Origin of the sequence: Rhizobium sp. NFR12 (assembly GCF_900108545.1) — a bacterium.
GTDB lineage: Bacteria > Pseudomonadota > Alphaproteobacteria > Rhizobiales > Rhizobiaceae > Neorhizobium > Neorhizobium soli.
In genome coordinates, this window is the sequence record NZ_FNWM01000005.1 from 50,116 (window position 1) to 67,753 (window position 17,638).

General features: G+C 59.0%; 16 protein-coding genes. 7 read left to right on the top strand and 9 right to left on the bottom strand.

Features of this window, described 5'->3' with window-relative positions; translation table 11 throughout:
- The first annotated feature begins 144 nt into the window (after positions 1 to 144).
- The 3 genes from BLW69_RS18985 to BLW69_RS18995 all read left to right on the top strand — a co-directional run bounded on the left by BLW69_RS18985 (position 145) and on the right by BLW69_RS18995 (position 4,223).
- Positions 145 to 1,299, top strand: a complete 1,155-nt coding sequence (locus tag BLW69_RS18985) for a glycosyltransferase family 4 protein (protein ID WP_244508890.1) — start codon at positions 145 to 147, stop codon at positions 1,297 to 1,299.
- 149 nt (positions 1,300 to 1,448) lie between these two features.
- Positions 1,449 to 2,633, top strand: coding sequence for a glycosyltransferase family 4 protein (locus BLW69_RS18990; RefSeq protein ID WP_092664210.1), 1,185 nt, complete (start codon positions 1,449 to 1,451; stop codon positions 2,631 to 2,633).
- Between the two features lie 6 nt (positions 2,634 to 2,639).
- Positions 2,640 to 4,223, top strand: coding sequence for a glucosamine inositolphosphorylceramide transferase family protein (locus BLW69_RS18995; protein WP_139283903.1), 1,584 nt, complete (start codon positions 2,640 to 2,642; stop codon positions 4,221 to 4,223).
- 55 nt (positions 4,224 to 4,278) lie between these two features.
- Here BLW69_RS18995 and BLW69_RS19000 read toward each other — a convergent pair whose 3' ends face one another.
- The 9 genes from BLW69_RS19000 to BLW69_RS19040 all read right to left on the bottom strand — a co-directional run bounded on the left by BLW69_RS19000 (position 4,279) and on the right by BLW69_RS19040 (position 12,685).
- Complete coding sequence (locus BLW69_RS19000) at positions 4,279 to 4,983, bottom strand: WecB/TagA/CpsF family glycosyltransferase (RefSeq protein ID WP_244508891.1); 705 nt, start codon at positions 4,981 to 4,983, stop codon at positions 4,279 to 4,281.
- A 740-nt stretch (positions 4,984 to 5,723) separates the two neighbouring features.
- Entirely contained in the window at positions 5,724 to 6,245 is a 522-nt protein-coding gene (locus BLW69_RS19005) for a flavin reductase (RefSeq protein WP_092664216.1), read from the bottom strand.
- A gap of 39 nt (positions 6,246 to 6,284) precedes the next feature.
- Positions 6,285 to 7,064 carry a pyrimidine utilization protein D gene (gene rutD / locus BLW69_RS19010; protein WP_092664218.1) on the bottom strand — a complete coding sequence of 260 codons (780 nt, stop codon included), beginning with the start codon at positions 7,062 to 7,064 and terminating at the stop codon, positions 6,285 to 6,287.
- Between the two features lie 4 nt (positions 7,065 to 7,068).
- Positions 7,069 to 7,455 carry a pyrimidine utilization protein C gene (gene rutC / locus BLW69_RS19015; protein WP_062458958.1) on the bottom strand — a complete coding sequence of 129 codons (387 nt, stop codon included), beginning with the start codon at positions 7,453 to 7,455 and terminating at the stop codon, positions 7,069 to 7,071.
- Positions 7,456 to 7,481: 26 nt separating this feature from the next.
- On the bottom strand, positions 7,482 to 8,216 hold the full coding sequence (rutB, locus tag BLW69_RS19020; protein ID WP_092664219.1) for a pyrimidine utilization protein B: 735 nt from the start codon (positions 8,214 to 8,216) through the stop codon (positions 7,482 to 7,484).
- Positions 8,213 to 9,304, bottom strand: a complete 1,092-nt coding sequence (rutA, locus tag BLW69_RS19025) for a pyrimidine utilization protein A (protein ID WP_092664221.1) — start codon at positions 9,302 to 9,304, stop codon at positions 8,213 to 8,215. The genes rutB and rutA overlap by 4 nt, the downstream gene beginning before the upstream one ends.
- A 211-nt stretch (positions 9,305 to 9,515) precedes the next feature.
- Positions 9,516 to 10,334 (bottom strand): bifunctional allantoicase/(S)-ureidoglycine aminohydrolase, encoded by an 819-nt coding sequence (locus BLW69_RS19030; protein WP_092664223.1) that lies wholly within the window; start codon positions 10,332 to 10,334, stop codon positions 9,516 to 9,518.
- A 76-nt stretch (positions 10,335 to 10,410) separates the two neighbouring features.
- Positions 10,411 to 11,943, bottom strand: a complete 1,533-nt coding sequence (locus tag BLW69_RS19035) for a UxaA family hydrolase (RefSeq protein ID WP_092664225.1) — start codon at positions 11,941 to 11,943, stop codon at positions 10,411 to 10,413.
- Between the two features lie 55 nt (positions 11,944 to 11,998).
- A complete protein-coding gene (locus BLW69_RS19040; RefSeq protein ID WP_062458943.1) occupies positions 11,999 to 12,685 on the bottom strand; it encodes a FadR/GntR family transcriptional regulator in 687 nt (228 codons plus the stop codon).
- Between the two features lie 220 nt (positions 12,686 to 12,905).
- Here BLW69_RS19040 and BLW69_RS19045 point away from each other — a divergent pair, with 220 nt between their 5' ends.
- The 4 genes from BLW69_RS19045 (at position 12,906) to BLW69_RS19060 (ending at position 17,635) form a co-directional block, all read left to right on the top strand.
- Positions 12,906 to 14,498 carry a sugar ABC transporter ATP-binding protein gene (locus tag BLW69_RS19045; RefSeq protein ID WP_092664227.1) on the top strand — a complete coding sequence of 531 codons (1,593 nt, stop codon included), beginning with the start codon at positions 12,906 to 12,908 and terminating at the stop codon, positions 14,496 to 14,498.
- Positions 14,491 to 15,519 (top strand): ABC transporter permease, encoded by a 1,029-nt coding sequence (locus BLW69_RS19050; protein ID WP_062458936.1) that lies wholly within the window; start codon positions 14,491 to 14,493, stop codon positions 15,517 to 15,519. Before BLW69_RS19045 ends, BLW69_RS19050 begins: the two co-directional genes overlap by 8 nt.
- Before the next feature lie 86 nt (positions 15,520 to 15,605).
- Positions 15,606 to 16,547 (top strand): ABC transporter substrate-binding protein, encoded by a 942-nt coding sequence (locus BLW69_RS19055; RefSeq protein WP_092664229.1) that lies wholly within the window; start codon positions 15,606 to 15,608, stop codon positions 16,545 to 16,547.
- Between the two features lie 74 nt (positions 16,548 to 16,621).
- On the top strand, positions 16,622 to 17,635 hold the full coding sequence (locus tag BLW69_RS19060) for an aldo/keto reductase (protein ID WP_092664231.1): 1,014 nt from the start codon (positions 16,622 to 16,624) through the stop codon (positions 17,633 to 17,635).
- Positions 17,636 to 17,638 lie beyond the last annotated feature (3 nt).

Consider the following 17,638-nt stretch of genomic DNA (forward strand, 5'->3'; position numbering starts at 1 on the left):
TGAAATAGTACGTTTACGATACCCGCACAAATCATCGTTACTGTTGGAAACGATGCTGTTAGCCTATTGTTTAGACGAACAATCTACTATTGCCCCACCAATTAGGAGTTGAAATTGTCCAACCGAGCTAGGCAGCCGAGGCGTGTGCTTTTTCTGCAAACTCAGGCGGAATTGGCGGGCGCGCAGGAGATCTCGCGGCTTCTCGGCCAGGAGCTTTCGCGTAGGCAACTGACGGGCGTGCCGGAATACGAAACGCACCATCTTTTCCTGTACCGGAAGACCGATGGCTGCGATCACTTCCCCAATGTCCATTTTGCAGCACCCCGCAGGCCTCAAAGCCTTGGCGAATGTCTCGCCTTCGCGCGGAATTTTTTCTCCATCGTGCGCAAGATCAAGCCGGATACGATGTTGACCTTTCAGCACTACGGCAATGTGCTCGGTGCACTTGTCGGGCGGGCAATGGGCATTCCCTATATCGTCGCAAATCAGGTGTCCTCGCCCGCAACCGTGAACCGCTTTGTTGGCCTGGCCGATCGCATCCTCGGCACGCTTGGTTTCTATGACGTGATAACCGTCAACTCCCATGCGACCTGGAATTACTTCCAGTCCTATGCACGAAGCTACCGCAAACGGCTGGTCCATATTCCGCATGGCTTTGCGCAGAAAACCACGTCGTTATCGAAAGAGAAGGCAAGGGACTGTTTCGATCTGCCCAAGGATGTGACGATCATGGGAACGGTCGCCCGGTTGCATCCTCTGAAGCGCATTGATCTGGCAATCTCAACGCTGCCGCATGTGCCAAATCTGCACCTGGCCATTGCCGGCCAAGGCCCGCACAGAGAATGCCTCGAGGCTCTCGCCCATACGCTTGGCGTTGCAGACCGTGTCCATTTCGCAGGAGAGGTCAACCCGGAGCAGATCGGGACTTTCCTTGCGTGTCTCGACGTCTTCGCGTTTCCGACGGCCGCAGAGACATTCGGGCTTGCAGCCGTTGAGGCCGCGCAGGCAGGCGTGCCTGTCATCGCGAACGACCTGCCGGTGCTGCGCGAAGTCCTGCAGGTGGAAAGATCCGCCTGTGCCCTCTTCGTCGATGCCGAAAACACTGATAAATTCGTCAGCTGCATCGAGTTGCTGCTTGCAGACAAGGCGCTGTATGACCGGCTCTCCGCATCGGGACGCGAACTCGCCGAACGTTACTCTCTTAATCTGATGGTCAGCGAGTACACAAAGATCATCATCAAGAGCAACGCTGAAAAAGGGGCTCCCCGCCGCTCTTCTGCGTTCAAGACGTCGAGTTGAGGTCATGCGCCGCGCAAAACGTCCGCGCCTCACGACTTGCAAGAAAATCCCAGTAATACGCAGTATCGTTCGAATGCTAAGTATCGTGTTTAGCCTCTCTTGAGCTTTCGCTGTCTTTATCGTCACTATACGAGTGAACCGGAAAACCTATGGCCGAGAGCGCGCAGCGACGTCCGACACGTCTTCTCTTTATCCAGACGCAAGCTGAAGCAGCGGGCGCTCAGGAGATCACGCGCCTTCTCGCCGAACAGCTGTCGAAACCAGCGATTTCCGGACAGCCCGAATTCGAGGCGCATCACCTGTTCCTCTATCGCAAGACCAGCGGCTGCGACCACTTCGAAAATGCGCATTTTGCGGCCGATCCAAGACCGCAGGGGATTTCGCAGAACCTTGCCATGCTTCGTCGTCTGTCGCAGCTCGTGCGCACGATAAAGCCCGACGTGATGCTGACCTTTCAGCATTTCGGCAATGTTGTCGCAGCTCCGGTCGGTCGCTTGCTCGGCGTACCACTGATCATTGCCAACCACGTCTCACCGCAGGCGACGATTTCCCGGCCGGTCGCCCTTGTCGATAAGGTGCTTGGCATTGCCGGCTGCTACGACGAAATCACTGTAAATTCGAAGGCCACCTGGCTGGACTACCAAGGACACCCGGCATCCTACAAGCGTCGACTGACCTATGTTCCGCACGGCTTTGCCGACAGAACCGTTTCGATGACGCAGCAGGAAGCGCGGGCAAAATTCGGCCTTCCAGCCGACGTCCCGATCATCGGAAGCGTCGCCCGTCTCAACGCCATCAAACGAATTGATCTCGCCATCAGATTGTTGCCGGTCATGCCGGATGTCCATCTGGCACTGGCAGGTCAGGGACCGGAAGCGCCACGACTGCGAGCTCTCGGCGCAGAACTCGGCGTTTGGGATCGGCTTCATTTCGCAGGCGAGATGCCGTCCAGCGAAATCGGCGCCTTCCTGAAAAGCCTCGACGTCTTCGTTTTCCCGACGTCTGGAGAGACGTTCGGCCTCGCGCCGGTGGAAGCCGCTCAGGCCGGCATTCCGGTTGTGAGTTCCGACTTGTCCGTCATGCGAGAAGTCTTGCAGGTCAGGGGAGAGCCCTGTGCCCTTTTCGTCGATACGACCGATACGGCGTCATTTGCAAAAGCAGTTCGCGCTGTACTTTCCGATCCCCTTCTGCGGCAAAGGCTATCGGAGTGCGGGCAGCGGCTGCGCGAACAACACTCGCTCGATGCAATGGTCGACGGCTACCGGCGCCTGATCCGGCGACAGCCGAAAACATCGGAAGACAGGTTGCAGGCGTCCGGACAGCTTCAGAAATAAATGACGATGGACAGCGTTTCAAACTCCGTCCCTCCGCTGAACATCGAGATTGTGGCGGAGCGCTCCTCCACATCGGCGTGGATACAGTGGCTCTGCCGTCGGCTTGAGCAGCGCGCCGCCGGTACCACGGTGCGCCTTCAATTGGTCCAAGGGGCTGATCAGGCAGCGCAGCCTGCCCTCGAAAGCCTTTTGCAGCTTGAGAAGATGGTGCTTCGACGCCACCAGCCGTGCCTCTGCGACCGTATTGAGCCGGATGCGTTGGCGGACTGGCGAACTCGGTCGGACAACGCAGCTCCGGATATTGTCATCGACCTCACATCGAACCGGAGCGCATCCCCCCGATCGACACGGATCTATCGGCCGTTGTTCAACGGCCACGCCGGTGAATTCAGTCTCGCTTCGGCGCTGTTTTTCGAGGGAACACCGCATATCGAGATTGAGTGCACCCTGCCTTCCGGCGAGCGCTGGATTGTTGCCGATGGCTTTGCCTCCCTCGAAGCTGCGGCTGGTATCGGTGGCGCGATGGAAGCCGTTTGGTCACGGACAGCCATCCTTCTCATCAAGTCTTTGCCGGAAGAACCGCGTGCGCCGCGTATTGCAGACAACACGGCCCAGCCACACGCACGCGCTATCACCCGCAAAGCGGTGACTGTTCGTAGCGCCAAGATGCTGGCATCTGCCGCGGCCCGCGCTGCCTATCGGCTATGCTGCCACGCTCCCCACTGGCGCATCGGCTGGCGTCGGGTCGCCTCTGACAATGACGTTTGGCAACGACGCGACCTCGGCGGGACACCCTGGCAGGTTCTCGCGGACCCAATCGACCATTTTTACGCAGACCCCTTTTCGTTTCGTTGGCAGGGCAAGGACTATCTCTTCTTCGAGGATCTTGATCAGAAGACCCAGAAGGGCATCATCAGCGTCGTCGAGTTTGACGAACAAGGACGGCCGGGCCCAGCCATCCCTGTTCTGGAAGAGGCCTGGCATCTGTCTTATCCGTTCCTCATCGAAGCGGATGGTGAGATCTGGATGGTTCCGGAGGCGTCTCTCAGCGGCGAGATTTCCATCTACAGGGCAACGCGCTTTCCGTTCGGCTGGGAAAAACACGCGACACTTGTTTCCGGCATCGAGGCCGCCGATGCGACGATCATCCAGCACGCGGGAAAGTTCTGGATGTTCGCTGTGACAAGGGATGGTATCGGCGGCTATTCCGATACGCTGTGCTTATGGTCGGCGGAAACGCTTCTCGGCCCCTGGCGACCGCACGCCGCGAACCCGCTTGTCATCAACGACCGATCCGCGAGACCCGCGGGCAACATGATATGGCGCGACGGCAAACTGCTGCGTCCCGTGCAGGATTGCCGCAACAGCTATGGGGCAGCTTTGAGCCTTGCCGAAGTGACGCGCCTGGATGACGAACGGTTCGATCAGGTGATCGTAAAGCACTTAAGCCCCGGCAAGCACTGGCCCGGCCGAAAGCTGCATACGTTGAATGGCAATGGTTACATGGAAGCGATTGACGGAAGCATTATCCGCCCAAAATGGTCGTTCGCGGCCGGCATCGTCGACAATTTCTACAAACCTGGCGAGTGACTCGGCTCGTAATGAGCGCATCAATGACCTGCCTTTATCGGAAGGCAGCACCCGATCAATTCGAGTGGGTGAACAGCGCGCGAATGGCAGCCGGGTTTGACAGCAGATACCGCATCGTCAGCCGGCGCGGCTCATTATACATCCGGTAGGCCCATTCCAAACCGTACCGCTGCATCCACAACGGCGCGCGGGCGTTTTTCCCCGAGACGAAGTCGAACAGACCACCTGAGGTCTTAATCACACCGACAGATCGCAACCGGTCGATGTTCCGGCTGACAAAGGCTTGCTCAAGTGGGAAGCCCAACCCGATCCATAGAATATCGGGCTTGCTTGCCTGGATGTCGGCGATCACCGCATCCTCTTCGCCACGCTTGAAGTAGCCGTTTCTGCGCCCAGCGAAGGTTAGGTTTGGATACCTGGTCCGCATTGCGGCGACTGCCTTGGCGTTGACCTCTTCGGTTCCGCCGAGAAAATAGAAACTGACACCTGCCCGCTCTGCCTTGACTGCCACGGAATGCACGAGATCGGTCGTCGCGATCCGTTCGGATACAGGATGCGACGAAAACATTCTGGAATACATGATCATGGGCATGCCATCGGCGTGGATCTGGTCGGCTTCCAGCATCAAATCCTGAAAGTCGGCCTTCTTCGCGCACATCGCGATCACCTGTCCGTTTGCCGAGGTGGAATAGAACGGCTTGGCACTGCTGCCCCGGTGAAGGAGCGCTTCATCGATGAAACCCTGCGCCGCCTCATCCATGCTGCAGCGGACAACGGGAAGACCGCCAAGCAGCGTCGTGGGCCACTGGCCCATCGTGCTTTCCTGTGCGTAAACGTCGCCAGGATGTAGTGATGGCTTACCCATATCTGCCTCGTTTGGAAGGTCAGACCACGGCTTGCGGGGACCTTTCTACGATGAGATATAGCCCTCGCCGTCCATCACTCAATTGATATGTAGTGCGATAGTTAATTCTGAAACAATGTCAGAACTTGTTGAAAAACAACGCGAATGAGGTGGTTGATATTCACTCAGATGCTTACCAAAAAGGACCATGCACGTGGGTGTGCGTTCCAATTCGGGACAGCCTTGCCGTTCACCTGAAAAGCGTCGATCCATGAGAATCAGAGTGCTTGAACGCTGACCATACGGGGCCCCGAGACATATTCGCGCGGTATTCTCGGGAACCCGGTCGGTCGCAGGAGATCTCGATGACCGGATCGGTTTAAAGTCTGCCGGTGAACATCGATTTTCTACCGCAGAACAAACGTCTTAACGGTTGCCGTTTCTGTACACGTTTCGGCGGCTTTTCCGCTGCTGCTTCCGACGATCACGCGCGGTATAGACGACCGCCGCGACGACAATCGCGATTTCCGCGACAGCTGCTAGGCACCACATTGTGCTTCCCATGAACTCCTGCCCTTACGTTCAGACCATGCGCTTTGACCTTGGGCGATCATCCGAGCATTGCTCGTCTGAACAAACCCCAATGTCACTCCCCACTAAAGCGCGTGATACTTTCGATCGAGATAGATAAGCGACTGACCAGCCTTTGGCTGCACCGTGGTGAGCACTTCGCAGATCAGGATGTCATGCGTGTGACCGTCGGCAACGGACACAACGCGGCAATCGAAGCAGACGAGAGCGTCCTCGAGGGCCGGGCTGCCCGTTGTTAGCGGCGCCCAGGTTGCTCCGGCAAACCGTTCATCGACGGGCGTCTTGCCCCCGAAAAGCTGGCTGAGGTCCGCATGGTCGGCCGAGAGGACGTTGACGCAGAGGACGCCGTTTTCCTTAAGCGGCAAATAGGCGCTCGAGGTTCGGTTGAGGCAAACGAGAAGCGTCGGGGGACTGTCGGAAACGCTGCAGACTGCGGTGGCGGCAAATCCGGCACGGCCACCCGGTCCATCCGTGGTGACGATATGAACGGCGGCGCCGAGGCGCGACATCGCGTTTCGAAAGTTCATCCGTGCGTCAACGACTTCTGGATTAACGTCGAGCGCAGGGGCAGATGCATTCACGGACATGGCTATCTCAAAACTTTCAGCTCGAGCGTACAGATGAAATCAAACCCGGCTTAGAAAATCTACCACGAGTTTGTTGAATTTCGGTGCATCAACGATATTCACCGCATGTGCGCCGAAATCCAGCAAAGCGAGTTCGGCATGGGGCATCATGTTCGAAAGCCGTACCGAGCGGGTGTAGGGCACAAGGAGATCATCCTTCGTGGCGACCAGCAAGGTCTGATGAGTGATTTCGGCAAGCCGGTCGCCGATGTCGAAGCTTCTCAGAGCTGCAATGCGCCTCATGATGTTCTGCTCGCCCTGAAAATGGGCCGCTGCATGCGCCTCCTCGGCATTCATGCGTTCGGCGTTTTCAGACATCCAGACGGCCGGATAGAGAAACAGCGGTTGCGCCTTCACGAAGGCCGGGACGCCGGAGTTTTTGAGAAGCGCAATCCGCACGTCGAAACAGCGGCCGGAATGCGGATCGGCGTTGTCCCATGCATTGATCAGCACAAGCCTGTCGATCATCTCCGGCTGTCGTGCGGCGATTTCGAGCCCGATTAGACCACCAAGCGCATGGCCCATGAAGCTGAATGTCTTGAGGCCGAGCTCTTCCGCGAGCTCCAGGACGTCATCCGCCATGGCCGCGATGCCGCCTTGCTCGGGCACATCGCCAGGGGAACGGCCAGTTCCCAAGTGATCGTAGGTGATCACCCGGAAATGCTCGGAAAGCGCTTCGATCTGCGGCGTCCAGTAGGCGCCGCTGCCGCCGAGTCCGGAGGACAGGATGATGGTCGGCGCGTCCTCGCCCGACGCGCCGAAAATATCGTAGTGAACCATGCCGTTACTTGCCGATGTGGGCGACTGTGGCGATCTCAACCAGAGCGTCCGGCTTCACCAGGCCGCACTGAACGCAATACCTGGCTGGCTTGTCGCCCGGGAAATACTCCGCGTAGACCTTGTTCACGGCCTGATAATTCGCCCAGTCGGTGATGAAGATATGGTTCATCGTGACATCCTCCATCGTGCCGCCGGCGGTCTCAATGACGGATTTGATGACCTCAAGGACGTGACGGGTCTGTGCTCCGGCATCACCCACATGGACGACGTCGTTGTTCTTGTCGAAGGGCAAGGTCCCCGAGACGTAGACAATGCCGTCTGCCAGCGTTCCTGGCGAATAGGGCGCGATCGGCTTCTGGGTTCCTTCCGGCACGATGATCGACTTTGGCATTCCGTTCTCCTCTTTGTTTTTCAAGTTCACTTATCGGTGGGAGCGGCCTGACTGATGGCGCCGCAGAAATCATTGACGGTCGCGACCCAGCCGAAGAATTTCTCGACATTGTAGACGGTCGCCTGCTGGATGAAGTCCGGCCCCAGGTGATGGGTCGCATCTTCAAGCATCACACCGAAATATTCGAGGTGGAACGCGTCCCTCAGCGAGCTTTCGACGCAGACATTGGTGGCAATGCCGACGAAGACGAGATTGCGGATGCCGCGTGCGCGCAGCACGCTGTCCATGTTGGTGTTGAAGAAGCCCGAGTAGCGGGTCTTCGGCACAAGGATGTCGCCCGGCTTCGGCTGCAGCTCGTCTACGATCGCGTAATCCCAGGTGCCCTTGGCAAGCAGTTGGCCCTGCAGTTCCGGCCGCGCCCGCATAGTCTTCAGCGCATTCGACTTGTGCCAGTTGGGAGAACCAGGGCCGCCAGCTTCCACATAGTCCTTGTCCCAGCCGTTCTGGAAATAGATGACCTGCACGCCGTTCTCACGGGCGGCATCCAGCGTCTTCTTGATATTGGCGATCGTGCCCTTGGCGCCGGCGATATCGAAGCCGGCAAGATCGACATAGCCGCCTTCCGTCGAATAGGCGTTCTGCATGTCGACGACGACGACGGCGGTTTCCGATGGCTTCATCGAGATCGGTTCCGGGCGTGCAGGAAGCGTCACGCTTTCCAGACGGCTTGCCGGTGCCTGATATCCTGCGACAACAGTCATTCCGCGGCCTCCAGTTCCATCTTGATGTGCTTTCGGCTTTTCATCAGCGGCTGCACGAATTGTCCGAACTTTTCGATGCCTTCGAGAAAATCGTCGAAGGTCAGCATGACACCACCGGTGCCCGGCACTTCGGCCATCTCGTCCAGCATCGCCGCGACTTCGGCATAGGAGCCGATGATCGTGCCCATGTTGATGTTGACCGCGGAAACCGGGTTTGCCATGTGTCGGACATTTGTGTCGGAGCCGGATTTGGTATCGACAGCGCTCTGGAGGCCGAGCCACTTGATCGCGTCCTGGTCGGCACCGGCCTTGTAGTGCTCCCACTTGGCCCAGGCGTCTTCGGATTTCTCTTCGGCAAGAACCATGGTCAGCACGAACGAGCGCACATCGCGACCGGTCTTTTCGGTGGCTTCCAGCAGGCGTTCGTTGGTCGGCGCAAAGGCCTTCGGCGTGTTGACGCCGACGCCGAAGCAAAAGCTGTAATCGGCATATTCCGCCGAGAAGGCCATGCCGGCATTGGATGAGCCCGCGCAAATCACCTTTACATCCCCTTCCGGGATCGGCTTCATGCGGCAGTCGTCCATCTGGAAATACTTGCCCTTAAGATCCGACTGACCGGTGGCCAGCAGTTCCTTCAGAACAGTCGTGTATTCGCCCAGATAGGCATAGCGATCGGCGAAATAGTCGTCGCCGGGCCAGAGCCCCATCTGGCTGTATTCGGGGCGCTGCCAGCCGGTGATCAGATTGATGCCGAAGCGTCCGCCGGAGATGCTGTCGATCGTCGTTGCCATGCGCGCGACGATTGCCGGTGGCATGATCAATGTTGCGGCGGTGCCGAACAGCTTGATCTTGGAAGTGACGGCGGCAAGGCCTGCCATCAGCGTGAAGGATTCCAGATTGTAGTCCCAGAATTCCGTCTTGCCGCCGAAGCCGCGCAGCTTGATCATCGACAGCGCGAAATCGAAGCCATATTTCTCGGCCTTGAGCGTGATTTCCTTGTTCAGCTCGAATGACGGTTTGTACTGCGGTGCGTTTTCCGAAAGCAGCCAACCGTTGTTGCCGATTGGGATGAAGACTCCGACTTCCATATTCCGATCCTTCCATGCTGGATTTCCAGGCAATGCGATAAACAGAACGGACGCAAGCTACGTGCCAGTTGTAGCCTCTCATAAGTTTCAATGACTTGCCAGACGGAGCCTCAAAGATATTTTATCGGCTGATAAATTTTTGACCATTTGATAAATTTTTCGGTGGGAGATCTGCCGAAGCCGTGTGCAGCAACAGCTTCGGCAAGCCCCGTTACAGTGCGGGATGCCGGTTGACGTCCTTGTAGAGCAGGTAGCGGAAGCGACCGGGTCCGCCGGCATAGCAGGCCTGCGGGCAGAAGGAGCGCAGCCACATATAGTCGCCGGCTTCCACCTCGACCCAGTCCTGGTTCAGGCGGTAGACGGCCTTGCCTTCGAGAACATAGAGCCCGTGCTCCATGATATGCGTTTCCATGAACGGGATGACTGCACCCGGCTCGAAGGTGACGATGTTGAGGTGCATGTCATAGCGGATGTCGGAGGGATCGATGAAGCGTGTCGTCGCCCATTTGCCATCCGTATCGGGCATCGGGTCGAGCACGCAGTCGTCCTCATGGGTAAAGATTGCCGGCGGCAGGTCCAGGCCGTCGACCACCTGGAAGGCCTTGCGAACCCAGTGGAACCGCACCGGAGCACCACTGCGGTTCCAGATCTGCCATTTCGAGCCGGCCGGCAGATAGGCAAACGACCCGGTCCGCAATTGGTTTTGCTGGCCGTCCACCTCGATCGTCATCTCGCCATCCACGACGAAGATGGCGGCCGAGGCGCGAGGGTCCGGCTCGGGACGAGCGCTACCGCCCTGCGGAGCAACCTCCATGATGTATTGCGCGAAGGTTTCGGCGAAACCGGAGAGCGGCCGGGAAATGATCCAGGCCCGTGCATTCTTCCAATGCGGCAGCATGCTGGTGACGATGTCGCTCATGACCGTGCGCGGAATGACCGCATAGGCGGTTGTGAACACCGCCTTGCTGCTGAGAAGGTCCGTCTGAGGCGGCAGGCCACCCATATTCGAGTAGTAACGGCTGGTCGTCATGCGCTGCGATTCCCCATGCTTGGCTTATCGCTCAGGTGTAAGCACGGTTTTCACCACGGGCAATATCCGTTTTCCGTCAGGTGACGGCACCGACCTGCCATGGCACGAATTCGTTGTCGCCATAGTCGTAGATCTCGCTCACGGTCTTTTCGCCTGACGCGACGGCGATCACATGCTCGAAAATACGCTCGCCGGACTGCTCGATCGTCTCGTCGCCGGTGACGATCCCACCGCAGTTGATGTCCATGTCTTCCTTCATGTGCTCGTACATTTCGGAATTGGTGGCGATCTTGACGCAAGGGGCCGGCTTGAAGCCGGAAACCGAGCCGCGGCCGGTGGTGAAACAGATGACGTTGCAGCCGCCGGCGACCTGGCCGGTCACGGCGACCGGATCATAGCCGGGCGTGTCCATGAAGACGAAGCCCTGCTCTGTCACCGTCTCGGCAAACTCGTAGACCGCCTTCAGCGGCATGGAGCCACCCTTGGCGACAGCACCGAGTGACTTCTCGAGAATGGTCGTGAGACCGCCAAGCTTGTTGCCGTAGGATGGGTTATTGTTCAGCTCGTCGCCATTTCGCGCCGTATAGTCGCGCCACCAGTCGATGCGCGACAGAAGCTTCTGCGCGACTTCAGGTGTCGACGCGCGACGCGTCAGCAGATGTTCGGCGCCGTAAATTTCAGGTGTTTCGGCAAGAACGGTCGTGCCGCCATTGCGGACGATCAGATCCGAAGCATGGCCGAGCGCCGGGTTTGCGGAAATGCCCGAATAGCCATCAGACCCACCGCATTCGAGAGCAAGCTTCAGCTTCGACAAGGGCTGCTGCGTGCGCACCGCGGAATTCACCATGGGCAGCATTTCCTTGATGATGGAGATCGCAGCGTCGATCGTCTTCTTGGTCCCGCCATGCTGCTGGATCGTCATCGTCCGCAGCCGCTCGCCCTCCTCCATCCGGTAATGTTCAAGGATCGGTGCGATCTGGTTGGTTTCGCAGCCGAGGCCGATCATCAGAATGCCACCGAAATTGGGATGCCGGGCATAGCCCTGGATGGTGCGGATCAGCAGGCGGTAGCCTTCCGACTTGTTGTTGATCGCGCAGCCGCTGCTATGCGTCAGCGCCACGACGCCATCGATATTGCCGAACCCGTCCAGCCCACCCATGCGGTTGAAATAGTCCGCAATGTAACGGGAGACGGTGGCGGAACAGTTCACAGAGGAGATGATGCCGATGTAGTTGCGCGTGCCGGCGCCACCGAGGCCGCGATCGAAACCCATGAATGTCCGGCGCTGCTCGAGCGGCAAAAGGGCACGCTCGCCACCATCGACGCAGAACTGGTGCTCATGCGTGGAGGGAAGCATGGCAAGATTGTGCAGGTGCACGTGATTGCCGGGTGCGATGTCCTGCGTCGCAAGACCGATCACCTGACCGTATTTCTTGACTTCCTGCCCTGCCGCAATCGCCCTGAGCGCAACCTTGTGGCCTCGCCCGATCAGATCGCGCGCCAGCAGAGCGTCGATTCCAACCGGCGAACCCTGCTGGATCGACCGGCGGGCAACGGCAACGTCATCGGCGGTATTGAGCACGATGACCGGGGATGTCATGTCATTCATAATGGACCTCCTCCCTGGAGGTATCAAAATCGGGGTTGGTTTTAGTTTGCCGCTGCTAGTGGTCAAGCCAGCGGCGTTTCGATTCCTCCAGATGCATGCGCATCATTGCTTGGGCTAGCAGCCCGTCACGCGCCTCCAACGCGGTCAGGATTTCCTCATGCTCCGCGAGGGCGCAACTCCATGTTTCCGGTGTTTCGAAATGCTCCCGAAGCTGGGCGGAAAGAGGGCTGTGCCGATCGTCAAACAGATCGCCGATGATGCGGCCAATGACACTGTTTCCCGACTGGGTGGCGATCGTCAGGTGGAACTGGCGATCCTGGTCGACCGGTTTGCGGCCTTCCTCTATCTCGATCGCCATCGCGTCGAGCGTTTGACGAAGCGTAGCAAGCGCCTCCGGCGTGATGCGCGCGCAGGCAAGAACGATGGCGGCACCCTCGATTGTCGCACGCGCCTGCATCAGCTCGGCCGGGCTCTCTCCCATGGACCCCGACCATGCAGCGCGCCGCTCGGCGGCCGGAACGACATAGACGCCAGACCCCATGCGGATCTCGACAGTGCCGTCCAGTTCAAGCGCGATCAACGCCTCGCGTAGCGAGGGGCGCGACACACCAAGCTGCTGCGCAAGCTCGCGTTCCGCCGGCAGGCGCTGGCCGAAACGAAACTGCCCATTCTGCACCAAGCCGCGGATCTGGTCTGCGATCTGTTGATAAAGCCGGCGTTCCGGGATCCGAATTCCGTTCATAAGCGCTCCAAAACTGGCCTTACCATATTGCCTGACCGTTGAACTGGCAAGGCCAATGACGACAGCTATATATCCCGTAAAGCTTAGAAAATACAAATTTCGTCCTTCGCCAGGAAACTGGCTTGACCATTTTGGTAAGGCCGCTTAGCACTATTGGCCAGACCGGATGGGTGGAGCTGACCGGCAGTCGCAAGCTTGCGACAAGAGGAGGATGTGGAGGATGCAGACCGATCAGTCGGTACTTGAGGCGCGTTTGCGCCCGGCCGTCGGCGTGCCCGCAGATGAAGCACTTCTGCGGCTCGACAACATCTCCAAGGAATTTCCAGGCGTCAAAGCTCTGGCCGATGTCAGCTTCGACCTTCGTCGTGGCGAAGTGCATGCCGTTTGCGGCGAAAACGGTGCGGGAAAATCGACGCTGATGAAGATCATCAGCGGCGTTTACCAGCCAACATCGGGCACCATCACATACAAGGGCGAGGAGCGGAATTTCTCGTCGACGCGGCAGTCCGAGTCCGCCGGCATCGCCATCATCCACCAGGAACTCAATCTCGTTCCGCATCTGACCGTCGCCGAAAACATCTATCTGGCCCGCGAGCCTCGCCGGGGCTTTCTGGTCGATCGCAAGAAGCTTCGGGCAGATGCCAAGCGCTGCCTCGACCGGCTCGGCGTCGATATCAGCCCCGATGTCTCCGTCCGTGGGCTTTCCGTGGCGCAGTGCCAGATGGTGGAAATCGCCAAGGCATTGTCGCTGGACGCCGAAGTGCTGATCATGGACGAGCCGACCTCGTCTCTGACTGAGCAGGAAACGCGGCTTCTGTTCAAGGTCATCCGTGATCTCAAGGCATCCGGCGTCGGGGTCGTCTACATTTCGCACCGGCTCGACGAGATGGCCGAGATCGTCGATCGCGTCACCGTCCTGCGTGACGGTCGTTACATTGCGACAGACGATTTTGCCGCGACAACCGTCGATGACATCGTCGCCAAAATGGTCGGCCGCTCGCTCGAGGAAAAGTTTCCCGAGAGAACCTCGACGCCAAGTGACGACGTTATTCTCGGGGTGCAAGGTCTCAATCGCACCGGTGTCTTCAGAGACATTTCGTTTACGCTTCGCCGCGGCGAAATTTTGGGCTTTGCAGGCCTGATGGGTGCCGGGCGCACGGAAGTCGCGCGGGCAATTTTCGGCGCCGATGCCATCGACGCCGGCACGATCACCCTGCATGGCCAGACACTTTCGATTTCCTCTCCGCGGGACGCGATCGATGCGGGCATCGCCTACCTCTCGGAAGACCGCAAGGCGCAGGGACTGGCGATCAAGATGCCTGTCGATGCGAACATGACGCTCGCCAATATGGAAGCGCTGTCCGATCGCCTGGGACTGATCGATTTCAAGGCACAGGACAAGGTCGCCAACGAGTATGTCGAGCTCCTGAACATCCGCACGCCGTCGATCCGGCAGCAGGTGCGGCTTCTCTCGGGCGGTAACCAGCAGAAGATCATCATCGGCAAATGGCTGTTTCGCAAGTCGAAGGTGCTGTTCTTCGACGAGCCGACCCGCGGCATCGACGTGGGTGCCAAGCTCGCGATCTACAAGATCATGGACGAACTGGCCGCAAACGGCATCGGCGTGGTGCTGATCAGTTCGGAACTGCCCGAAATCATGGGCATGACGGATAGGGTTGCGGTCTTTCATCATGGCCGGATCACCGGCGTGCTGGAAACGGCAAAGACCAACCAGGAAGAAATTATGCGCTACGCCTCCGGATACAGCCGGACATCAGGTGCGGACGCTGGCGCAAGGAGCAAGCATGGCTGATATTACCGAACCCTCGAAGTCGCGCAGTGTTTCGCTGAGCGACCGGCAAAAGGACATCATCCAGAAGTTTGCCGCACTCGGCAGCCTGTTCGTTCTCGTGCTGGTGTTTTCCTTCAGCAGCAATGCCTTCTTCACGGTCAACAATGCGATGACGATCGCCTTGCAGGTCACCTCGATTGCCCTTCTCGGCATCGGCGCCACCTGCGTGATTATTACCGGCGGCATCGATTTGTCCGTCGGCTCCGTGCTCGCGCTTGCGGGCGTCGTCGCGGCTCTCTGCGTCAAGGAGCTCGGTCTCCCGGTTCCGCTCGGCATGTTCGTCGGCATTCTCGTTGGCAGCCTGTGTGGCCTGATCAACGGCATTCTGGTGACCCAGATGAAACTGCCGCCCTTTATCGCGACGCTCGGCATGATGCTGATCGCCCGCGGCGTGGCGCTTCAGATTACCGGTGCCCGCGCCGTTTCCGGCCTCGGCGAATCCTTCGGCGTGCTTGGCAACGGCTCGTTGTTTCGCGTCGTCACCATCGGCGACGACGGCTTCCCGACCGTGGTCTTCCCGGGCATTCCCTATCCGGTCATCCTGATGATCGTGATCGCGATCGCCGTGTCTTTCATGCTGAACCGCTCCGTGCTCGGCAGGCATATCTATGCCGTCGGTTCGAATGCGGACGCCGCCCGGCTGTCCGGCGTCAACGTCGCCCGCGTCACCAATTTCACCTATATATTGTCAGGCACGCTCGCTGGTTTGACCGGTTGCGTGCTGATGTCCCGCCTCGTGACGGCCCAGCCGAACGAAGGCGTCATGTACGAACTCGATGCAATCGCCAGCGCCGTCATCGGCGGCACCTCGCTGATCGGCGGTGTCGGCACGATTTCCGGAACGGCAATCGGCGCCTTCGTCATCGGCATCCTGCGCAACGGGCTTAACATGAACGGCGTTTCCGCCTTCACACAGCAGATCATCATCGGCCTCGTCATCCTGATCACCGTCTGGATCGATCAATTGCGCAACCGCCGGTGAAGAAGGGTGCGGACCCTTTTCCGCGACAATGGGGGTGGGAGTTCCCCGGGGCGGCCAAAACGCCGTCCGTTTGAGGAGGATTGAACATGAAGAAACTAGCAACCGCGTTGCTTGCCTCGGCGCTGATCTTGGGTGCGGCCTCTGCACAGGCAGCCGAGATCGCCGTCATCGTCAAGACCGTCAACTCGACCTTCTGGCAGAACGTCCAGAAGGGCGCAGATGCCGCCATGAAGGAAGTCGGCGCCGGCAATACGATGACCTTCCAGGGTCCGGCATCGGAATCCGCCATCGCTGACCAGGTCAACATGGTCGAAAACGCCGTCAACCGCGGCGTCGCCGGAATCGTGCTTGCGCCGTCCGATCCGGACGCGCTGATCCCCGCCGTCAAGAAGGCCTGGGAAGCCCGTATCCCGGTCGTGATTGTCGACTCGATGCTGAGCAAGGGATCGGAACAGTATTACCAGTCGTTCCTTGCGACCGACAACAAGACCGCCGGCGAACTGGCTGCCAAGGCGTTGATCGAGAAGGTCGGCAAGGAAGGCAAGATCGCCGTCATGTCCTATGTGGCAGGCGCCGGTTCCGAAATCGGCCGTGTCGGTGGTTTCACTGATTATATCAAGGCAAACTCGAAGCTTCAGATCGTCGGCCCGTTCTACTCGCAGTCGCAGATGGCGACGGCGCTGAACCAGACCACGGACGTTCTGGCCGCCAATTCCGACCTCAAGGCCATCTTCGGCGCCAATGAGCCGACGGCGATCGGCATGGGCCGCGCCATCAAGCAGTCCGGCAAATCGGGCAAGCTTGTCGCGATCGGCTTTGACGGTAACCAGGACCTGCAGGAATTCGTCAAGGACGGCACGCTTCAGGCGATCGCAGTCCAGGGCTCGTTCCAGATGGGCGATCTCGGCGTCAAGACGATCTCCAAGCTCCTGAAAAAGGAAAAGGTTGAGAAGTTTGTCGATACGGGTGTCGTCGTCGTCACCAAGGACAATATCGACAAGCCGGAAGCCAAGAACGTTCTCTACTAAGCCTCCCCGCCTCGATACGCGTCGCGAATGGCGCGTATCGTCTTTCTCTGCAGTGATGAAACGAAGGTTGCCCGATGAACGCCAGTGATACCCGCAAATTCCCGCGTGTCGATTTGGATGTGACGCTGATCGGCCTCGGCTGCGCGCAGATGGGCAACCTTTATCGCGTAACGCCCTATGCGGAATCCGCCGGCGCTTTCAAGGCCGCGTGGGATGCCGGCATCCGCTATTTCGATACGGCGCCTTTCTATGGTTTCACCCGCTCCGAACGCCGCCTTGGCACGATGCTGACCGATCTTCCCCGCGAAGACTATGTTCTGAGCACCAAGGTCGGGCGCGTCATGACGCCGGATGAGACGGTTGGTCCGGAAGAGGACGGCTACGCCGAACCCCTGCCCTTCCGTCCTGTCTACGACTACAGCTATGACGGCATTCTGCGGTCCTTTGACGCAAGCCAGCAGCGCCTTGGGATTCTGAAGCCGGACATCCTCTATATTCACGATATTGGTCGCATGACGCATGGCGACCGCCACGATCACTACTGGCAGCAACTGACCGATGGCGGCGGCTTCAAGGCGCTGGGCAAGTTGCGGGACGAAGGTTCGACCAAGGCTGTCGGCCTCGGCGTCAACGAATGGGAAGTCGTCGCCGACGCGATGAAAGTTTTCGACATCGACTGCACGATGCTGGCCGGTCGCTACACGCTGCTCGAACAGGACAGCCTCGCCTTTATGGATGAATGCGCGAAGCAAGGTGTGGCGATCGTTGCAGCGGGACCGTTCAATTCCGGGCTTCTCGCCGGCAACAAGAAGTTCAACTATACCGAAGCGCCGGCTGAGATCCTTGCGCGCGTCGAACGGTTGCGATCCGTCTGCGACGAAGAAGGCGTGACGCTTCAGGCTGCCGCACTCCAGTTTCCGCTGGCGCATCCGGCGGTCGCGACAATCGTCTCCGGCGCCCGCAATGCCGAACAGATCACCTCGAATGTCGACTGGTTTGCCGAGGAAATCCCTGCGTCCTTCTGGTCGCGCCTGAGGGAAAGCGGGCTTCTGGCCGAAGGCACTCCTCTTCCCGGCATCGGAGCCTGATCG

Excerpts from the sequence above, each read along its gene's own strand:
- BLW69_RS18990 (WP_092664210.1), top strand. The coding sequence starts at position 1,449 with ATGGCCGAGAGCGCGCAGCGACGTCCGACACGTCTTCTCTTTATCCAG.
- BLW69_RS18995 (WP_139283903.1), top strand. The coding sequence starts at position 2,640 with ATGGACAGCGTTTCAAACTCCGTCCCTCCGCTGAACATCGAGATTGTG.
- BLW69_RS19000 (WP_244508891.1), bottom strand. The coding sequence starts at position 4,983 with ATGGATGAGGCGGCGCAGGGTTTCATCGATGAAGCGCTCCTTCACCGG.
- BLW69_RS19005 (WP_092664216.1), bottom strand. The coding sequence starts at position 6,245 with ATGTCCGTGAATGCATCTGCCCCTGCGCTCGACGTTAATCCAGAAGTC.
- rutD (WP_092664218.1), bottom strand. The coding sequence starts at position 7,064 with ATGGTTCACTACGATATTTTCGGCGCGTCGGGCGAGGACGCGCCGACC.
- rutC (WP_062458958.1), bottom strand. The coding sequence starts at position 7,455 with ATGCCAAAGTCGATCATCGTGCCGGAAGGAACCCAGAAGCCGATCGCG.
- rutB (WP_092664219.1), bottom strand. The coding sequence starts at position 8,216 with ATGACTGTTGTCGCAGGATATCAGGCACCGGCAAGCCGTCTGGAAAGC.
- rutA (WP_092664221.1), bottom strand. The coding sequence starts at position 9,304 with ATGGAAGTCGGAGTCTTCATCCCAATCGGCAACAACGGTTGGCTGCTT.
- BLW69_RS19030 (WP_092664223.1), bottom strand. The coding sequence starts at position 10,334 with ATGACGACCAGCCGTTACTACTCGAATATGGGTGGCCTGCCGCCTCAG.
- BLW69_RS19035 (WP_092664225.1), bottom strand. The coding sequence starts at position 11,943 with ATGAATGACATGACATCCCCGGTCATCGTGCTCAATACCGCCGATGAC.
- BLW69_RS19040 (WP_062458943.1), bottom strand. The coding sequence starts at position 12,685 with ATGAACGGAATTCGGATCCCGGAACGCCGGCTTTATCAACAGATCGCA.
- BLW69_RS19045 (WP_092664227.1), top strand. The coding sequence starts at position 12,906 with ATGCAGACCGATCAGTCGGTACTTGAGGCGCGTTTGCGCCCGGCCGTC.
- BLW69_RS19050 (WP_062458936.1), top strand. The coding sequence starts at position 14,491 with ATGGCTGATATTACCGAACCCTCGAAGTCGCGCAGTGTTTCGCTGAGC.
- BLW69_RS19055 (WP_092664229.1), top strand. The coding sequence starts at position 15,606 with ATGAAGAAACTAGCAACCGCGTTGCTTGCCTCGGCGCTGATCTTGGGT.
- BLW69_RS19060 (WP_092664231.1), top strand. The coding sequence starts at position 16,622 with ATGAACGCCAGTGATACCCGCAAATTCCCGCGTGTCGATTTGGATGTG.